Origin of the sequence: Gaetbulibacter saemankumensis DSM 17032 (assembly GCF_000425645.1) — a bacterium.
In the GTDB taxonomy this organism is placed as follows: Bacteria; Bacteroidota; Bacteroidia; order Flavobacteriales; family Flavobacteriaceae; genus Gaetbulibacter; species Gaetbulibacter saemankumensis.
Genome location: NZ_AUDV01000007.1, coordinates 171,638 through 189,175, shown reverse-complemented (window position 1 = coordinate 189,175; position 17,538 = coordinate 171,638). Strand labels below are relative to the sequence as shown.

Genomic DNA, 17,538 nt, shown 5'->3' with positions numbered 1-17,538 from the left:
TTAATTTACCTCTTATCTTAAAAGATTTGAGATTTGCCTTTCTGTTTTAATTTACTGCCTAATCACATTCATAGCCAGAATTCTTTGACTTTTATTAGTTGGTTTTATTCTATTAACTTATTAGTTTCATCAAAAGGAATTTCCGCATCTTTAGTATAAAAGATTCTATCTTTGAAATTCGCATCTAAAACTTCTAATTCTTCCCCAATTGTTGTTGTAATAAACATCCTAATTACCTTGTATTCTACTGTTTCTCCATCATAACTTTCATGTGTTGTTAAAGTCAATCTTAACCCTGAGTGAATATGTAAAAGATTAAACTCATTCATACGATAAACTTCATCGGTCTCTCTGCGTTCAGAATTCATGTATTCTGAAGTGATATAACGCTCAAAATTTCTTTTGTTATAAAACATAACATAACAGGGTTGCGAACCCATTAAGTGCTTTAGTCCAATTGTCGATAAAATTTTGTCTTTATTATTTATGTCAGGGGTCATTAGTAATAAGTAATGGCATTGGGTATGATTGATTTAAATATAAACTATGTTACTGCTATTTAAAATGGATTCTCCGTTAAGCCTATATGCCACAAGCTTTCCTTCTTTTGCAAGGCTATAATCTAAGCAACATACATTGTCTTTGTATAATGATGGTTGACCTTTTAGCCAATAATGTCCGAAAAATACCTTTTTGTCACCACCACGATAAAAGTCAAGGGTTTTTAATTCTGATAATTCAATGGGTTGTTCTGGTAAATTTTCAAGTGGTATAATACTTATTGACTTACAGGTCATTTTTGAAGGGTCTTCCCACCATTTTATTCGTATTTCACTTCTTCTTGTTCCGTCTTTGTCAGTAAAAAAAAGTCCTTCTGGCATGTTCATTTCTTTACCTTTAAGGTCTGTTCAATTGCTTCATATAGTTTTGTTCCTCTATTAACCGATTTATAAATGAGTTCATCGTTCAATCTGTCGTTAACCAGTGTCCTTTTTAGATATTCAATGGTATTGTTATCCCAACAGGCGTGAACAGCTCTAAATGTGTCAGTCTCGAAATAAAGAGGTAATATTTTGAACCAATCCAGATATTATTCATATTCTTCTTGTCTATTCTGAAATTGCTTCTGTGTTTCGTAATGCTGAATGATATTTTTAATTAAATGTTTTCTAAGGTGACCACTCTCAGTTTCTTGGAAATGAAAACATAGCGCATTGTATTCGTGATTGCCCATTAAGGCAATTGCATTTCCACAATCAACCATCGACTTGACTATTTGAAGTGTTTCCCTAATTTTTGGACCTCGGTCAATATAGTCACCAACAAATAATACTTTCCTGTTGGTATGCGAATAAACTCCGTCTCTTTTTTTGTAATCTAACTTAAGAAGTAATTCTTCTAGTTTGTCTGCCTGGCCGTGGATGTCTCCAATAAGGTCTATCATAAATTAAAAGATGTTTTTACTATATAAGCTTTCCTTGCCAAAAGGCAATCAAATGATAGCAATTTGGGCATTCTAAATCACCAATTACATGAACTTCACTAAACTCACCATTCTCCAATTCTTCCCCTTTACCTTTCCATCCACATTTTATACAGGTGAAGTCTTGCGTTTTATATGTATCATAATCTACTTGCATGATTTTTTAATTTATTAAAATAATGATTTTATTTATATTGGCTAACCTTGAAAAAATAAATCTTATCATTGTTTAGTAAGTAGTTGTTTAAAGTTAGTTGTTTTATTAATTGAAAATAATAATATAAAAAATTTGTTTACATTTACTTAATCAAGTTCATTAAAATCATATAGTTGAGTTACCCTATGAGTTACCCTAAAAAAGGTAATGACTGTTAGGCCACTGTTTATGGGGCATACAATATAAGGTGTTGGAGCCTCTTTCTCCGCAATAAAAGCTCGTAACAGTAATGTTTACGAGCTTTTTTATTTTTAGTTGACAATTCAAAAATCTTGATTTACACTATTTTCATAAATTCAAACTTATCCCTTTTTTAATTAAGAATAGATTACTATTCATAAAACCCGCTTAATAATTTATAAGCAGATTTTTCGGTATTCTCTTGTATATTCTGTAAATCATATACAAATAAATATCTCCTATTTGATTCTTGCGTAAAAATTGAAAAATTTAAATCAGTAAAAAAACTTAAAAAAGAATGAAGTCCCATTCTAACTATATAGTCATTAATTATAATATAGTATTACCCGAATTATTATGTTTAACTTATAATATCAAGTATTTATCTACAATTTGAGTTTTTAAAATAGAAGAAAAAGAGTAAAACCCCAAAAAACAAAAATGAATAACATTCTTTATTTATATTGTATTTTCTCTTTTAAAATTTAAATAATTTTAGTTATAAATTTCCGTCCATTTAGGAGGAGTAACGCCATGTAAATGCTTCACAAAAAAGTCTTTGCGTTTACGTGCCCCGAAAGAACCTCCGGCAGAATGTCCCATTCCAGGAATCGTAACTAACTCAAAATCTTTATTTGCTTTTATTAAGGCATTAACAAACTGCATCGTGGATGCTGGATCCACATTATCGTCTATTTCTCCTAATATCAACATTAAGTTTCCTTTTAATTGGTGTGCATTAACGACATTTGAACAGGCTTCATAGTGTGGCCCGATAGGGTACCCCATAAACTGCTCATTCCACCATATTTTATCCATTCTATTATCATGACACCCACAAGAAGATACGGCAACATCATAAAAATCAGAATTAAATACTAAAGCTGCTCCCGCATTTTGTCCACCAGCAGAGGTACCATGTATACCTACCTTATCTACATTCATATAGGGATATTTCTTAGCTGCTGCTTTCATCCATAATTTTCTATCAGGAAAACCACCATCTCTCAGGTTTTTCCAACATACATCATGAAATGCTTTCGATCTGTTAGAAGTACCCATGCCATCTATTTGAACAACAATAAAACCAAGCTCCGCCAAGGAAGACATTGACCAGTAATAAGCATGAAAATCTTTAGGAACAAATGAATCGTGAGGACCAGCATAAATGTATTCGATAATAGGATAACTTCTGTTGGGGTCGAAAGTGGTTGGTCTAATAATTATGCCCCAGATATCAGTAGTTCCATCTCTACCTTTAGCTTTAAATACTTCGGGAGCCTTCCATCCCTGTTTTAGTAATTCTTTATAATCTCCCTTTTGAATTTCTAAGAGAGTGTTTTGTTTTTTAGCTGATTTTAATAAAGATATAGCTGGCATGTCAACTCTTGAATACTGATCAACATAATATTTATAATCCTTAGAAAAGGTTACTTTATGATTACCATTTTCGGAAGTAAACCGTGTTAAATGCTTTCCTTCAAAATCTATCTTACAGTAATGAATGAAATAAGGATCTTGATTTTTATCTAAACCACTTGCTGTAAAATAAATTTCTTTGTTTTCTTCATCTACATGAATTACTTTTCGAACTACCCATTTGCCTTTTGTAACTTGTTTTTTTAAAGTTCCATCGCCATTATATAGATAAATGTGATTCCAGCCATCGCGCTCTGAAGTCCAAATAATGGAACTACCATCTGCTACATCATAACGATATTTTTTACTGCTGTAATCAATGAACGTATCACTCATTTCATTGACTAGAACTTTAACGGTACCATTGGAGGCATCAACTTCTATGATTTTATAGGCTTGATGACCTCTTTGGTTATATTCGAAAGTAAAAGCTCGACTATCTTCTCTCCAGTGTATATCTGAGATACTAAACTGGCTATTAAATTCTTCGGTTGGAATTTTGATGTGTTTTTTTGAGTCTACTATAAATAGTTGCGGACTCTTAAATGGCAATTCATCACCTGGTTTTAAGTAATCTCTGGATTGCAATTTAGGTTGTAACTGATTTTCAGGACTGGATTCTACAAAATATAAGGTATGCTCTACACCGGGCTTTACTTTATAAGCCATTATTTTTTTTCCATCGGGAGACCATTTTATATAAGAAGAATAATAATTGCCTAAAGCACCATCATAGCTTAATTGAAATTCTTCATTATTTTTGATGTTTCTTATGTAAAGGTTAGAGTTTTTAATAAAAGCCAATCTGGTTTTATCTGGAGATAATACTGGTTTATTATTGGTTTCATCAAAACGATTTCCCCAATATCCACGATTCTCATTATTTTTAATGGAATCAATAACGTTTAGATTATATTCATTAAGATTACAGCTTAATACAAGATTTTCAAATTTAAATTTCAGACTATTTTCATTAGCTGAATAATGTAAATCATCAATTTTTAAATTCTCGGCACTAACATGCTTTTGTAATGTTTTATTAATCGCATGAGCCATTCTTTTGTGATCAAACAACAAACGCTGGTTTAGGCTCTTGGTATTAACTAGATAGTACGCTTTACCTTGTTTAGAATTATTAATATACCAGAAATTATTATTTGGCATCCAGTGAAATTCCTCTGGTGTATTGAATACTTTGTTTTTAAAAAGCGAGTCTATTGCTATAGCTTTTTTATATTCTTCTAATGTTCCTTGGCTATAAATTGAAAGACAGCAAAGAAATGCAATAGCTGTGTTTGATATTGTATACTTTAAGTTCATAAAATGAAATACGCATAAAATTATATATTACCTAATAACGTGTCTTACGTCATGTTATCTTAATTTGATATTATGTTATCCTTGACTATGCTAAAATGATTAAAAAATGAAATTTGAATAAAAAAAGTAATCAATTCCAATGAAGAATTGAATAAATAACTCCATGGTATTACAAAAAAGCAATAAGATTTATCCTAATTTTTGCTATGATTAAAGATACTTAAATCTAGGGTTTCAAAACTAAAAACATATTTCAGCCAAAACTAAATTCGACCTAAATACAAATCATGTAAACCTTTTACGCAAACCGGAAAAACAATTTTGATTCTTATAGTCTATAACTTAATTCATCTGATAAAAATTAAATTTAAAATCACCTTAAAAAATAATCAATAGCCAAATGGATTTTCTATTGAGTGTGCTGGCTCAGTAAACCATTTCGGACCATTATCTGTCATGTATATATGATCTTCCAAACGGATTCCGAATTTATCAGGCACACAAATCATAGGTTCGTTACTAAAACTCATGCCCTTAACTAATTCTGTATTATTACCTTCTAGAATATAAGGGTATTCATGAATATCTAATCCAATACCATGACCTGTTCTGTGTGGCGTTCCAGGAAGTTTATAATCTGGTCCTAATCCATTTTTAATTAAAACCTCTCTTACTGCTCTATCAAGCATCTGGCAAGAAGTACCATTTTGAGCAGTCTTAAATACCTCTATTTGCGCTTCCTTTTCTACATTCCATATTTTTTCCTGATAGGTATCAGGTTTTCCAAATACATAGGTTCTAGTTATGTCAGAAAGATAATGATGTAACATACATCCAGTATCTACCAATACAACATCATTAGCTTCTAATGGCTTTGGATTTTTCACTCCATGAGGAAAGGAGGTGTCTTTACCGAACAATACAATACAAAAATAAGACCCCGAAACAATTCCGTGTCTTTTATGAGCTTCGTTTATAAAGTCTTCAACTTCCTTTGCAGTTATTCCCACGTGTAATATTCTTGCAGCTGCTTTATGAACCTCTAAAGTTATATCCATAGCCTTTTGAATAATAGCTATCTCGGCTTCAGATTTACACATTCTACAAGGAGAAATTACGCTGTTAGCATTTATAAATTGAAAGGCCTCCGAAACACTTAAAATACCGTCTGTAATAAAAAACGGTGTTGTTTCATCCATGAAAATATGCCCCTTTACAACACTTTTAGATTGCAGTACCTGAACAAATAATTCAAAAGGACTTTCATGCTCTTCCCAACAATTAACCTCCCCTTCAATTATCATAAAATCTAATAAGGTACCTTTCTCGAATGTAGGAGCGATATACTCTATAGTACCATCAGAAAATAAAATAGCTCCAACCATACGTTCGCTTGGACCCCATTTTGTTCCCGTAAAATAATATAGATTAGTTCCCCCGTGAAGATACATGGCGGGAACTTCCTGAGCTTTCATTAGCTCAGTAACCTTTTTTATGCGTGATTCAAATTCACTTTTTTTTATAGCTACGGCTTCGTGAGCCGTGGGTACAATTTTATCTAATTCTTCTTGTATTGATGATCCTCCTATTCCGTATAAATTCATTTATATTTTTTTATTAAAAGCATCTGTCTGGACTAAATGGTTCCAAGTTTAGAGATACTTCTTTATTTAGTATAATTTCTGAAATTAACTTTCCGGTTGCTGGGCCTAAACTCCAGCCCATCATAGCATGTCCAGTTCCTATGGTTAAATTATCACATTTTGATGATTTACCAATATACGGCAAACCGTCTGGACTACATGGTCTTAATCCGCATTGAGCAGCTTCTTTTTCCTCCGAAGTAATGGTAATATCTGAATAATAACGTTGTACTGCATTTGAAATAGCGTTGACGCGTTTTGGATTGATATCATGATTAATTCCTGCAATCTCCATAGTTCCTGCAAATCGTGTAAAACCATCCATAGGGGTAATTGCAACCTTTGCTTCACAAAGAATCGACGGTATAGTGATTCCTGTTGAACGTTCAACATCTATGCGGTACCCTTTACCTGCCTGAAGTGGAATTTTAATTCCTAATTTTTGAGATAAAATAGGACTCCAACTCCCAGCCGCAAGTACAACCTCATCTGCTGTAAATATTGAATTTTCAGTAATAACTTTAGTTATTTTATTATTACTTAATTCGATATCCTTTACCTGTTCATTCTTAGCAAATTTAACACCTTTCGAATTCAAATAACCAATCATGTCTACCATGAAATTATTCGGGGTCATATGCGCATCGCAATCGTAATAAACAGCTCCCTTTATATCCATAGCAGCATCAGGTTGCATTGCTTCTACCTCCTGTTTAGTTAAATTCTTAACCCCTAAACCTTCCTGAATACCGCGCTTACCAATGTGCCATTCTTCTTCCCCAACCTCATCTGTCTTATAACACATCAAAAGTCCCTTGCGTTCATAGTGAAATTCGAAATCAGTTGAAGTTCTTAAATCTTCATATAAATCACGACTATATAAATTTATATCCTTAATTACAGAAATTGATTTTTCTACTTTCGATTGCGTTGCCGATTTCTTAAAAGCTAAAGCCCATTTAAAAAAATCTAAATCTAAACGTGGTTTTACATAAAGCGGACTCGAAGCATTAAACATCCATTTAATACCTTTTGTAATCATACCCGGTGCTGCTAACGACACAAAATGACTTGGAGTAATATAACCTGCGTTTACATGTGAAGCCCCGCCATCCATATTAGATTGATCGATAATAGTTACATCACAACCTTCTTTTTTTAGATAGTAAGCCGAACACAGACCAATAATACCCCCTCCTATTACTACAACACTTTTACCCATAAATTCATAGTGTTATCTCAATTACATGAGAAACGATTAAAATTAAATTCCATTATATCACCTGAAAACCAAAAGCATACGGATCGTCTTCACTATCGATGGTAATGGTGTTATGACCATAAATTTTAGCCCAACCTTGTATACTTGGAATTATAGCTGTTTTCCCATCTAATTTTGTTACTTCTTCAACACGACCTATAAATTTACTACCTATAAAACTTTCGTGTACAAAAGGTTCTCCTTGCTTTAGTTTTCCTTTCGTATAAAGTTGTGCCAAACGCGCAGAAGTACCCGTTCCACAAGGACTTCTATCGATAGCTTTGTCTCCATAAAATACCGCATTTCTTCCAGATGAAGCAGAATCTAATGGATCACCCGTCCATAACATATGACTTACATCTCGAATGGTTTCATTCTCTGGATGTACAAACATATCTGGATATTTTTGATTGATGCGCTCGCGGACAATTTGAGAAAATTGTATAAGTTTAGATGCTGAATAAGCTTGTACCCCTTCAAAATTCTTGTGAGGATCTACAATGGCATAATAATTCCCACCATACGACACATCAAAAGTAATCTCTCCAAGCTCTGGACAATCTATTGTTAATCCTTCGGCTGCCAAGTAACTTTTTACGTTGGTTAATTTTACCCAATCTACCTTTTCACCCGTCTGTTGATATTCAATCTCCACCAAACCAGCAGGGGCTTCCATTCTAATTTTACCTGGCACTTTTGGAGTCACCAAACCTTCTTCTATCGCTACAGTTATAGTACCAATAGTACCATGCCCACACATAGGTAAACAACCAGAGGTTTCTATGAAAAGAATCCCAAAATCGTTTTCAGGCTTTTGGGGTGGATATAGAATACTTCCACTCATCATATCATGACCTCGTGGCTCGAACATTAAGCCTTTGCGTATCCAATCGTATTCTTTTAAAAAATGCTGACGTTTTTCACTCATTGAAGCGCCTTCAAGTACAGGGCCGCCTTCTTTTATTACCCGTACGGGATTACCACAGGTATGTGCATCAATACAAACAAATGTACTTTTACTCATTATTAACACATATTATAATACAAACAACAATAATTCGCCACTAACCTGACGATAATATATTAAAAACCAAAGGAGCATTTACAGGAACATCTACAACCCGTTTACTTAAACGCCCCTTTAAGTTTTATTATTTTAAATATGTAGGCAAAAGTTCTTTTGGAAACGACTGGTAACTTACTGGACGTACCCAACGCTTAATAGAACCAGTACCAACCGCCGTAAAGCGTGAATCTGTTGATGCTGGGTAAGGGCCTCCATGTTGCATAGAAGGACTTACTTCTACTCCCGTTGGCACTCCATTAAAAATAATTCTTCCTACTCTATTTTCTAAAGCATCGATAAGATCATACAGTTCGCTGTATTCTTCTTCTTCAGCAATGATAGTTCCTGTTAACTGACCTTCTAAACCATTTACAATTTGTAACAATTGATTTTCATCAGAACATGTTACCACCAAAGAAAATGGTCCAAATACTTCTTGATGTAATTTTGGATTGGCTAAGAATTCCGTTCCTGAAACAGTAACCACGTGAGATGCTGCATAATTAGCTTCTAATTTACCATCGATAGTTCCAAGTACTTGTACACCTTTTTGTTCAACTATACTCGCACTGTTCTCTACAAAGCTTTTCTTAATGTTAGGCCCTAACATACACTGTGCTTCAATAGCAACAGTTTTCTCTGCTAGTGAATTTAAAAATGCATTAGTTTTATCGCTTTCTACCGTTAATATTAATCCAGGATTGGTACAAAATTGTCCTGTTCCCAAGGTAATAGAACTTGCGTAAGTAGTAGCAATATCTTCTCCTCTATTATTTATAGCTTTAGAAGTTATAATTACCGGATTAATACTTCCCATTTCTGCAAATACAGGAATAGGCTCTTCACGTTGCGATGCTAAATTAAATAATGCACGACCACCAGAAATACTCCCTGTAAAACCAACAGCTTTAACATTTGTATGTTTTACTAAGGCCGTACCTACAGTTCTTCCGCGTCCCATTAAATTTGAAAACACCCCATTAGGCATTCCTGTTTTTTCAGCAGCTTTAATAATAGCTGATGCTACTAATTCGGAAGTTCCTGAGTGCATCGCATGAGCTTTAACAATTACTGGACAACCAGCAGCCAAAGCACTAGCAGTATCTCCTCCTGCCGTTGAAAATGCTAAGGGGAAATTACTCGCTGCAAAAACAACGACCGGGCCTAATGGTTTTAAGGTTTTTCTTAAATCATCCTTTGGTAAAGGCTCTCTATCTGGATTAGCTTCATCGATAACATTTTCTCTCCATTCATCGTTCGACACCAAATCAGCAAAAGTACGTAATTGATAAACGGTTCTCCCGCGTTCACCAATAGCCCGGCCTTCTGGTAAGCCAGATTCTGTAGTATAAGCATCAATCAGTTCTTGGTCTAAAGCCAATATTTCATCGGCAATAGCATTTAAAAAGGCTGCTCTTCTTACACCAGGAATTCTTCGGTATTCTTTAAAAGCCTCCCATGCTAGATTAATTGCTTCATTTACTTCTTCTTCTGTGGCTTCATAAAAAGGCACATCGGTAGGAATATTTAACTTTGGATTAATGCTATGGTGTGTCACACTACCATTAGCTGATAAAGTATTCCCTATATAATTTTTACCTGTAATCATTTATTTTATAAATTTTTATAATCTGTTAATGTTGGTCTAGATTGCATTGCTGTATCAATAACATTTATTACACGAGTTCCTTCTTCTGCTCGTAATGGCAATCTGGGCGCTCTTACATTTTCTGTTACAATACCTCTAGCAACTTCTTCTAATTAATTAAAGTTTCCTTTTCGTCTTGTGTAAGCGTACTGGATTCCTCTAGAGTTCCTCCAAGGATAATTCCATGTACCCCAACTTCAATTTGAGCTTTGATATTATTTCAAACATCACAAGGTCTAATGTATTGTAACTTGTAAACTTAGTCGTTACTGCTGTCATTACACCTTCCTAATTAATCATAGGATATAAACTTTAATAAAGACAAAAATAGACCATGTTTATAAATTTACTGTCGTTATAATTAGCACATAATAATACTATATTACCATTTAAATATGATTTTTGTAAAAAATTTAATAATATTTGCATAAACAACAGTATATGAAGGTACTTCCATTTAAAATTCCGAAACCAGATAATGAAGCATTAGTATATCAGGAAGAACGGTTAAAAGTATTATACGATCAATTACACCAACATAGTGAGATACAAATTAGCTACGTAGAAAAAGGTGCTGGAACGCTTATAGTCGGAGATACAATTAATACTTTTTCTCCAGACGATATTCTTGTATTAGGAGGCTATTTACCACATGTGTTTAGAACAGATACTAAGTTTTCTGATGAAACCGTAGTTTACACATTGTTTTTTGACAGAAACTCTTTTGGAAAACATTTCTTCGATTTGCCTGATATGGAAATTATCAATGATTTCTTTAATGCATCTGAATACGGGATGAAAATATTAACTCCAAAGGATAAACTTATTAAACTCTTTTTAAAATTAAAAGATCAGAATAAAGTTCAACGTATTAGTAGTCTTTTACGAATTATTGACCTTATTACCAAAGCCGAAAAAACACCTTTATCATCATTTGTCTACAAAAAGAAATACACCGACGATGAAGGTAAACGTATGAATGATGTATTTAATTACGCCATGGAAAATTATATGGAACCTATTACCTTAGAAGAAATATCTGAAATAGCCCATATGAGTAGAAATGCTTTTTGTCGCTATTTTAAAAAACGAACTAATAAAACGTTCTTTCAGTTTTTAATAGAAATACGAATAGAAAATGCGTGTAAACTCATCTACTCCAACCCTGACCAATCCATTTCCTCCATTTCTGAACTATGCGGGTTTCAAAACACCGCTAATTTTAATAGAAAATTTAAAGAGATTAAAGGCATAACACCATCACATTACAGGTTACAAAGGTTTTAATAGAGTTAGACACCTCACTTATTATAAAAAATTATAATATAAATACCACCTCCACCAGTTTTTTGAGATAGTTTCAGGGTTTCAAATCTATATTTTACTCTTAAGGAATTACGACTACCTTATTTTTTAATAAAATACTTAAAAAAGGATAATATAATATCTCTTTAGGCTAACTATACTTCATTGAATGAGGTTTTACTTTATACTTTTGCCTAAGACATCAATTGAAAAATGTTTATTTAGGTTAATTTATAGATAATAAGAAATATGATAGAAACAAATAATTCAGATTGGAGGCATAGCGTTATGCCAGCTGTGTTTACATGGTTGAAAGAGTCAAAATCAGGCACCCTTGAAATTGACCTAGATGCAACAAAAAAATACGCCGCAGAGGCTTTAAAAATTCAAGGAAAAGGAGGAAGTAGAATGGGCGGACTTGTCGGCTCTGGTACTCTAGGAGAGAATAGCTACCTAAGCAACGAACAGCGCCTTACTTTACTTAAAGCCCTTTCTGACGTTGCTAAAGAATACAATGTACCGTTGATTAGTGGAGCTGCGGCTGAAACGAAGGAAGAACTTGCCAAAATCGTTGAAGATCTTGCAACGGTTGGAGTGGATACAGTTATGGTCATGCCGCCAAAAACTAAGACGGCTCCATCTGATGATGAAATGTATGATTACTATGAACTTGCTGAAGCAACTGCAAGAAATGTAGGCGTAACAATTATGCCTTATAACAATCCTGATGCTGCTGGTTATCATGCAATATCAACTGATCTTCTTCGAAAAATTTCTGCTCTACCTAACGTAACTGCTCTTAAAATATCGACTATAGATGTTTCAATTATTGAAACTTTGATGTTAGAGAACAAAGATTTAAAAGTTTTAGCAGGCGTTGACACAGTTACTGTACACGCAGGACTTGCTGGAGCAAGTGGTGGTATTACTGGTGTAGGCGTTATCTTCCCAAAAGCAAGCGTTACTATGCAAGAGCATGTTTTAAATGGAGAATGGGCTGAAGCAAACAAAATTTCTCAGGCTTTAAATTCCATATCGTATCTGGATGGTCAGCCGCTACTTATGGAATATCTTAAGCTTGCCATGGGTATTCATCATAATGATATAGCTGGAGGGCTTCGTACCTATGGTATAAAGTTAACTCAACAGCAAATTGATGATGTTCATGCAAGATATACTCTAGCAAAAGAAAGACTTGAAGCTTTAGACTTATTATAGTCTAATACTTTAAAATAGAAAAGCTCCATTTTTATGGGGCTTTTTTTTTGTCAATATTTTGTATCGTAGAAAGAATAAGTTTGAATTATATTTTTATTAAGAATTACTCTTGTTTAAGTGACTGACTAAATCACAAATCCGTACACCCTGTATAATACCCAAGATTATCGTTATGATACGGATTGTTTTCTATGACCTCCTTAGATGTAAAATACCCTAGTAAACAATAATACCTAAACTGAATTAAAAACTTATAGATGAGATAATTTGATTTCTTATGTTGAGGCACTTCATTGACAGGGGTTCTTAATTCTTCAAAAACCTGTTGTTCTCTATCTTCAGATAAATTAAAATATAAACTGAATAACTCATCAAATTCCTCACGCCTTCCATTGAGCGCTTTTTTCCCATAAAGTAACTCAAATTTCGATTTATACTCAGAAGCCCCATTATGAAACATTTTTTTAGATTTAGAATTCACCGTATGTTTCATCATTTTATCAATAAACTGAGCTATGTTATACTGATTTTCAATCGACGAATTCCCTGAAAATAATATAATATGAACTAAATGCTCTGCCAAATACTTTTCACCGGCATTAAAAAATTCTGGTGTCCAATCGGTTCCAGGTGCAGTACATGAATTTAAAATACTTACGAGCGTTGGGCTAGCAAGGGCACCACCAAATGACAAACCAATATTTTTAAGAGCTTCTCTGCGATTCATATTCTAAATGTGATTATTTTTTATCTGATTTACAGCGTGAGCGACCGCTCTTGCCGTTAAAGCCATGTACGTTAAGGAAGGGTTTTGATTCCCTGAAGAGGTCATACAAGCGCCATCTGTTACATACACATTAGGAATCCCGTGTATTTGATTATTCTTATTCAATATCGATGTTTCAGGGTCATGTCCCATTCTTGCCGTGCCCATTTCATGAATAGCGTGCCCTGGAAAGAACCCTTCGTCGTATCCTTTTACATTTGAAAATCCAGCTGCCGTTAACATTTTAATGGCTTCCTGTTTCATGTCCTTACGCATAGCCTTTTCATTCTCTTTAAACTCAGCATCAAAGGTAACCGTGGGTAATCCCCACTGATCTTTTTTATAATAGCTTAAAGTTATTTTGTTTTCATGATAAGGCAAACATTCACCAAATCCAGTTAGGCCTATTTGCCAAGGTCCTGGTTTTAAAAGTTCCTTCATGACATCTTTACCGTAACTTAATTCCTTGATAGCACGTCTCCAATTGGTTCGGCTGGCACTCCCCTGAAATGAATAGCCTCTTAAAAAGTTCGGATGCGGTTCCATATCTTTTAAATTTTGAAATCGAGGAATATGAAAACTCGCAGGACGACTTCCTTTATAGGTCTTATTTTGAAACTTATGGCTTGTCGCTGTTGCTCCTACCCTAAAGTGATGATCCATTAAATTATGACCTAACTCTCCACTATCATTACCTAATCCATTTGGAAACCTTTCCGATCTTGATTGTAACAAAATACTAGTAGTTGCCACTGTGGAAGCACAACAAAATATCAACTTTGCCGAGAATTCGATACGCTCGTTGGTTATGGCATCAATCACCTTCACTCCTGTTGCCTTCTTTTTTGTGTCATCATAAACAATTTCATGAACAATGGCATTGGTCTTTAAAACCATATTTCCAGTTCTTTTAGCGGCAGGCAAAGTAGAAGAATTACTGCTAAAATATGCTCCTAGAGGACAGCCCCGCATACAACGGTTTCGGTAAATACAATTGGCTCGTCCCTCATGATTTTCATTGCCTGTAAGATTTGCAAATCGGCCAATAGTTAAATACCGGTCAGAATAATGCTTTGTGATTTCTTCCCTAAAAGATTCTTCAACGCAGTTTAATTCCATTGGTGGCAAAAATTCTCCATCAGGCAAATGATCTAAACCTAAATTTTCACCCGATACGCCAATATACTTTTCAACCTTAGCATACCAGGGTTCAATATCATTATACCTAATAGGCCAGTCAACACCAATATTTTCCTTTTTATTGGCTTCAAAATCCAGATTACTCATTCTTAATGCCTGTCTTCCCCATGTTAATGATCGTCCGCCTACATGGTATCCACGAATCCAATCGAACCGTTTTGTTTCATTGTAAGGATGTTTTAAATCATTAACAAACCAATGTCTTGTAGCTTCATGAGTAACAAAACCTGTTCTGTTTTGTTTTAGCTGTTTTTTAAGTTCTTCCTGACTTGAAGCTCCTCTAAATTCAAAATCCCAGGCTTCCTTATTAGCGGTTGGATAATCCTTCACGTGCTCTACCATGCGCCCTCGCTCCAGAACCAGTGTTTTTAATCCTTGTTCACATAATTCCTTTGCAGCCCATCCGCCAGACACACCAGTCCCAATAACTATGGCATCATATATTGTATTTGTATCGAATTTAGAAAACATATAAGATTTAAGGTTTAAAAACAAAAATCGCTAATTATAATTGAAGATAGGATTATTATTTTTTCATTTTGGTAGGATAAATTAGTCAGTTGTATTAATAAAACAAAAAACCTGAACGTTTTGTTCAGGTTTTTATAATTGAAAACATACGTTTCTATTTATTTTATTTCAACCAATTCTAGATCGAACACTAAATCATGCCCTGCTAAAGGATGATTTGCATCAATAACAATATGCTCCTCATGAACTTCAGCTACACGAAATTGCATCTCTGTTCCATCAGGATTTTTTGAAGCTAATCCCATACCTACTTCTGGAGTAATTTCTGGTGGTAACTGATCTTTTTTCACTTCATGAAATAAATCTGTTCTAACATCACCATAAGCTTCTGCTACAGGTATATTAATAGTTTTTTTCTCATTCACCTCCATGTTGATGATACCTTTTTCAAAACCAGGAATAAGCATTCCTTGCCCTAAAGTAACTTCTAATGGCTCTCTTTCTAAAGAACTATCGAAAACCTGACCATTAGCTAATTTACCTGTGTAATGAACTTTTACAGTATCATTCTCTTTTACTTGACTCATAATTTTTTAAATTTTCTAATAAATTGTTTTACAAAGCTATCATTTTAAAAAAGTCTGACCAGATATTATTCAATAAATTATGTCCATTAAGATAATATTAACGCACTAATTCACAATTTATTGATTTCAAAAAATAACTTTAAAGAAAGTATTACCCACCAAATCCCATTTCCATAAAACAAAAAAGAGCCATGATAATCATGACTCTTTTCAAAAATTAATCCAATAAAATACTAAAACCAGTTTTTAGTAATAGTGCTTTCAATAGTTGGTTGACTATTATGAATATATTCATTTTTAGAAGCATCATAGGTATATTCTTGTCCCCACTTTTCAGCATTCTTAGCTACTTCCTTAATAGCATCACAAACAAACACCACTTCTTTATTTGTCATAGTTGGATGCACCGACATACGAATCCATCCTGGACGCTCAATCATACAACCTTCTAATATCTTCTTTTCAATCGATTTTGAAGTTGATTGGTCCACATTCAATAAATAATGGCCATAAGTACCAGCACAAGAACAACCTCCACGTGTTTGCACCCCGAATCGATCATTTAGTAATTTTACGATGAGGTTATAATGTACATTTTCAATGTAGAAAGAAATAACACCCAAACGATCTTTATTTTCTGGTGCTAATAATTTCAAATTATTAATTTTTGACAAACGCTTAAAGATGATCGTATTCAACTCATGCTCTCTATCTAGAATATTTTTAACTCCCATTTCTTCTTTTAGCTGAATTGAAAGGGCAATTCTAATCGCTTGTAAAAATCCTGGTGTACCACCATCTTCACGAGTTTCAATATCATCAATATAATCATGATCTCCCCATGGATTTGTATATGATACTGTTCCTCCTCCCGGATTATCTGGCACTAAATTTTTATATAATTTTTTGTTGAATATTAAAACCCCCGACGTTCCAGGTCCTCCTAAAAACTTATGCGGAGAAAAGGTAATCGCATCTAAATAAGCTTCCTCGTCTGCCGGGTGCATATCTATAGACACATAAGGTGCAGAACATGCAAAATCAACAAAACATAAACCGTTGTTCTGGTGCATGATTTTCGCTACCTGATGGTAATTTGTTCGAATACCTGTTACGTTAGAACACCCTGTAATAGCCGCAATCTTAATCGGCACATTTGCATATTCCTGAACCAAATTCTCGAGACTATTTAAGCATGGTAACCCTTCATCATTCGATGGAATTACAACTACCTTTGCTATGGTTTCCAACCAAGAGGTTTGGTTAGAATGATGCTCCATGTGAGACACGAAAATAATGGGGCGCTTTTCCTCAGGAACATCTGTATGATCTTTTAAATTCTCATTCAATTTAAGACCCAAAATACGTTGAAACTTGTTGATAGCTCCTGTCATACCCGTTCCAACAGTAATTAATACATCATCACTAGAAGCATTAACATGTTTCTTAATAATCGCTCTGGCATCATGGTAAGCATGCGTCATGACACTACCGGTAATAGAAGTTTCTGTATGCGTATTAGCCACATACGGACCAATCTCATTCATTAATTTTTCTTCTATCGGGCGATATAAACGTCCACTGGCTGTCCAATCTGCATAGATAATTTTCTTCTTACCGTAAGGCGATTCAAACTCTGTATCAACACCAACAACATTAGCTCTAAACGGCGCGAAATAATTTTCTAACTTCGTTGCCTTTTCGTCTGAACTGAATGTATTTTTTATAAAATCTTTTATAATACTCATACTTTG

The 17,538-nt window shown here is 34.0% G+C and carries 15 protein-coding genes and 1 pseudogene; 2 read left to right on the top strand and 14 right to left on the bottom strand.

Annotated elements, in window-relative coordinates:
* Positions 1-104 precede the first annotated feature (104 nt).
* The 10 genes and pseudogenes from H611_RS0105430 to H611_RS14895 all read right to left on the bottom strand — a co-directional run.
* The gene (locus H611_RS0105430; protein WP_027137400.1) at positions 105-500 is read right to left on the bottom strand and encodes a hypothetical protein; all 396 of its coding nucleotides are present in this window, start codon (positions 498-500) and stop codon (positions 105-107) included.
* 33 nt (positions 501-533) lie between these two features.
* Positions 534-881, bottom strand: a complete 348-nt coding sequence (locus tag H611_RS14905) for a metallophosphoesterase family protein (RefSeq protein ID WP_245574773.1) — start codon at positions 879-881, stop codon at positions 534-536.
* Positions 882-1,090: 209 nt separating this feature from the next.
* Positions 1,091-1,444: a metallophosphoesterase gene (locus H611_RS14900; RefSeq protein WP_245574772.1), complete on the bottom strand. Its 354-nt coding sequence runs from the start codon at positions 1,442-1,444 to the stop codon at positions 1,091-1,093.
* Positions 1,445-1,463: 19 nt separating this feature from the next.
* The gene (locus H611_RS14740; RefSeq protein ID WP_157515055.1) at positions 1,464-1,640 is read right to left on the bottom strand and encodes a hypothetical protein; all 177 of its coding nucleotides are present in this window, start codon (positions 1,638-1,640) and stop codon (positions 1,464-1,466) included.
* Between the two features lie 735 nt (positions 1,641-2,375).
* A complete protein-coding gene (locus tag H611_RS0105410; RefSeq protein ID WP_035483490.1) occupies positions 2,376-4,619 on the bottom strand; it encodes a S9 family peptidase in 2,244 nt (747 codons plus the stop codon).
* Between the two features lie 389 nt (positions 4,620-5,008).
* A complete protein-coding gene (locus tag H611_RS0105405) occupies positions 5,009-6,223 on the bottom strand; it encodes a M24 family metallopeptidase (RefSeq protein WP_027137398.1) in 1,215 nt (404 codons plus the stop codon).
* A gap of 13 nt (positions 6,224-6,236) precedes the next feature.
* Entirely contained in the window at positions 6,237-7,484 is a 1,248-nt protein-coding gene (locus tag H611_RS0105400; RefSeq protein ID WP_027137397.1) for an NAD(P)/FAD-dependent oxidoreductase, read from the bottom strand.
* 52 nt (positions 7,485-7,536) lie between these two features.
* On the bottom strand, positions 7,537-8,547 hold the full coding sequence (locus H611_RS0105395; protein WP_027137396.1) for a 4-hydroxyproline epimerase: 1,011 nt from the start codon (positions 8,545-8,547) through the stop codon (positions 7,537-7,539).
* 127 nt (positions 8,548-8,674) lie between these two features.
* A complete protein-coding gene (locus H611_RS13995) occupies positions 8,675-10,198 on the bottom strand; it encodes an aldehyde dehydrogenase (NADP(+)) (RefSeq protein ID WP_035483488.1) in 1,524 nt (507 codons plus the stop codon).
* Positions 10,199-10,352: 154 nt separating this feature from the next.
* Positions 10,353-10,516: pseudogene (locus H611_RS14895) on the bottom strand (dihydrodipicolinate synthase family protein); the annotation flags it as partial.
* A 162-nt stretch (positions 10,517-10,678) separates the two neighbouring features.
* On the opposite strand from H611_RS14895, the gene H611_RS0105385 reads away from it, so the two are divergent.
* Both H611_RS0105385 and H611_RS0105380 read left to right on the top strand, forming a co-directional pair.
* Positions 10,679-11,524 carry an AraC family transcriptional regulator gene (locus H611_RS0105385; protein ID WP_027137395.1) on the top strand — a complete coding sequence of 282 codons (846 nt, stop codon included), beginning with the start codon at positions 10,679-10,681 and terminating at the stop codon, positions 11,522-11,524.
* 267 nt (positions 11,525-11,791) lie between these two features.
* Positions 11,792-12,760, top strand: coding sequence for a dihydrodipicolinate synthase family protein (locus H611_RS0105380; protein WP_211223788.1), 969 nt, complete (start codon positions 11,792-11,794; stop codon positions 12,758-12,760).
* A 130-nt stretch (positions 12,761-12,890) separates the two neighbouring features.
* Here the strand turns inward: H611_RS0105380 and H611_RS14475 are convergent, their stop codons facing one another.
* The 4 genes from H611_RS14475 to H611_RS0105360 form a co-directional block, all read right to left on the bottom strand.
* On the bottom strand, positions 12,891-13,487 hold the full coding sequence (locus H611_RS14475) for a gluconate 2-dehydrogenase subunit 3 family protein (RefSeq protein ID WP_027137393.1): 597 nt from the start codon (positions 13,485-13,487) through the stop codon (positions 12,891-12,893).
* Between the two features lie 3 nt (positions 13,488-13,490).
* Positions 13,491-15,197, bottom strand: coding sequence for a GMC oxidoreductase (locus H611_RS0105370; protein WP_027137392.1), 1,707 nt, complete (start codon positions 15,195-15,197; stop codon positions 13,491-13,493).
* A 158-nt stretch (positions 15,198-15,355) separates the two neighbouring features.
* Complete coding sequence (locus H611_RS0105365; RefSeq protein WP_027137391.1) at positions 15,356-15,784, bottom strand: FKBP-type peptidyl-prolyl cis-trans isomerase; 429 nt, start codon at positions 15,782-15,784, stop codon at positions 15,356-15,358.
* A 233-nt stretch (positions 15,785-16,017) separates the two neighbouring features.
* Positions 16,018-17,532: an aminotransferase class V-fold PLP-dependent enzyme gene (locus tag H611_RS0105360; protein WP_051238732.1), complete on the bottom strand. Its 1,515-nt coding sequence runs from the start codon at positions 17,530-17,532 to the stop codon at positions 16,018-16,020.
* Positions 17,533-17,538: the final 6 nt, after the last annotated feature.

What these genes read in the sequence shown, in the direction of transcription:
- H611_RS0105430 (WP_027137400.1), bottom strand. Translation starts at nt 500, where the DNA reads ATGACCCCTGACATAAATAATAAAGACAAAATTTTATCGACAATTGGA.
- H611_RS14905 (WP_245574773.1), bottom strand. Translation starts at nt 881, where the DNA reads ATGCCAGAAGGACTTTTTTTTACTGACAAAGACGGAACAAGAAGAAGT.
- H611_RS14900 (WP_245574772.1), bottom strand. Translation starts at nt 1,444, where the DNA reads ATGATAGACCTTATTGGAGACATCCACGGCCAGGCAGACAAACTAGAA.
- H611_RS14740 (WP_157515055.1), bottom strand. Translation starts at nt 1,640, where the DNA reads ATGCAAGTAGATTATGATACATATAAAACGCAAGACTTCACCTGTATA.
- H611_RS0105410 (WP_035483490.1), bottom strand. Translation starts at nt 4,619, where the DNA reads ATGAACTTAAAGTATACAATATCAAACACAGCTATTGCATTTCTTTGC.
- H611_RS0105405 (WP_027137398.1), bottom strand. Translation starts at nt 6,223, where the DNA reads ATGAATTTATACGGAATAGGAGGATCATCAATACAAGAAGAATTAGAT.
- H611_RS0105400 (WP_027137397.1), bottom strand. Translation starts at nt 7,484, where the DNA reads ATGGGTAAAAGTGTTGTAGTAATAGGAGGGGGTATTATTGGTCTGTGT.
- H611_RS0105395 (WP_027137396.1), bottom strand. Translation starts at nt 8,547, where the DNA reads ATGAGTAAAAGTACATTTGTTTGTATTGATGCACATACCTGTGGTAAT.
- H611_RS13995 (WP_035483488.1), bottom strand. Translation starts at nt 10,198, where the DNA reads ATGATTACAGGTAAAAATTATATAGGGAATACTTTATCAGCTAATGGT.
- H611_RS0105385 (WP_027137395.1), top strand. Translation starts at nt 10,679, where the DNA reads ATGAAGGTACTTCCATTTAAAATTCCGAAACCAGATAATGAAGCATTA.
- H611_RS0105380 (WP_211223788.1), top strand. Translation starts at nt 11,792, where the DNA reads ATGATAGAAACAAATAATTCAGATTGGAGGCATAGCGTTATGCCAGCT.
- H611_RS14475 (WP_027137393.1), bottom strand. Translation starts at nt 13,487, where the DNA reads ATGAATCGCAGAGAAGCTCTTAAAAATATTGGTTTGTCATTTGGTGGT.
- H611_RS0105370 (WP_027137392.1), bottom strand. Translation starts at nt 15,197, where the DNA reads ATGTTTTCTAAATTCGATACAAATACAATATATGATGCCATAGTTATT.
- H611_RS0105365 (WP_027137391.1), bottom strand. Translation starts at nt 15,784, where the DNA reads ATGAGTCAAGTAAAAGAGAATGATACTGTAAAAGTTCATTACACAGGT.
- H611_RS0105360 (WP_051238732.1), bottom strand. Translation starts at nt 17,532, where the DNA reads ATGAGTATTATAAAAGATTTTATAAAAAATACATTCAGTTCAGACGAA.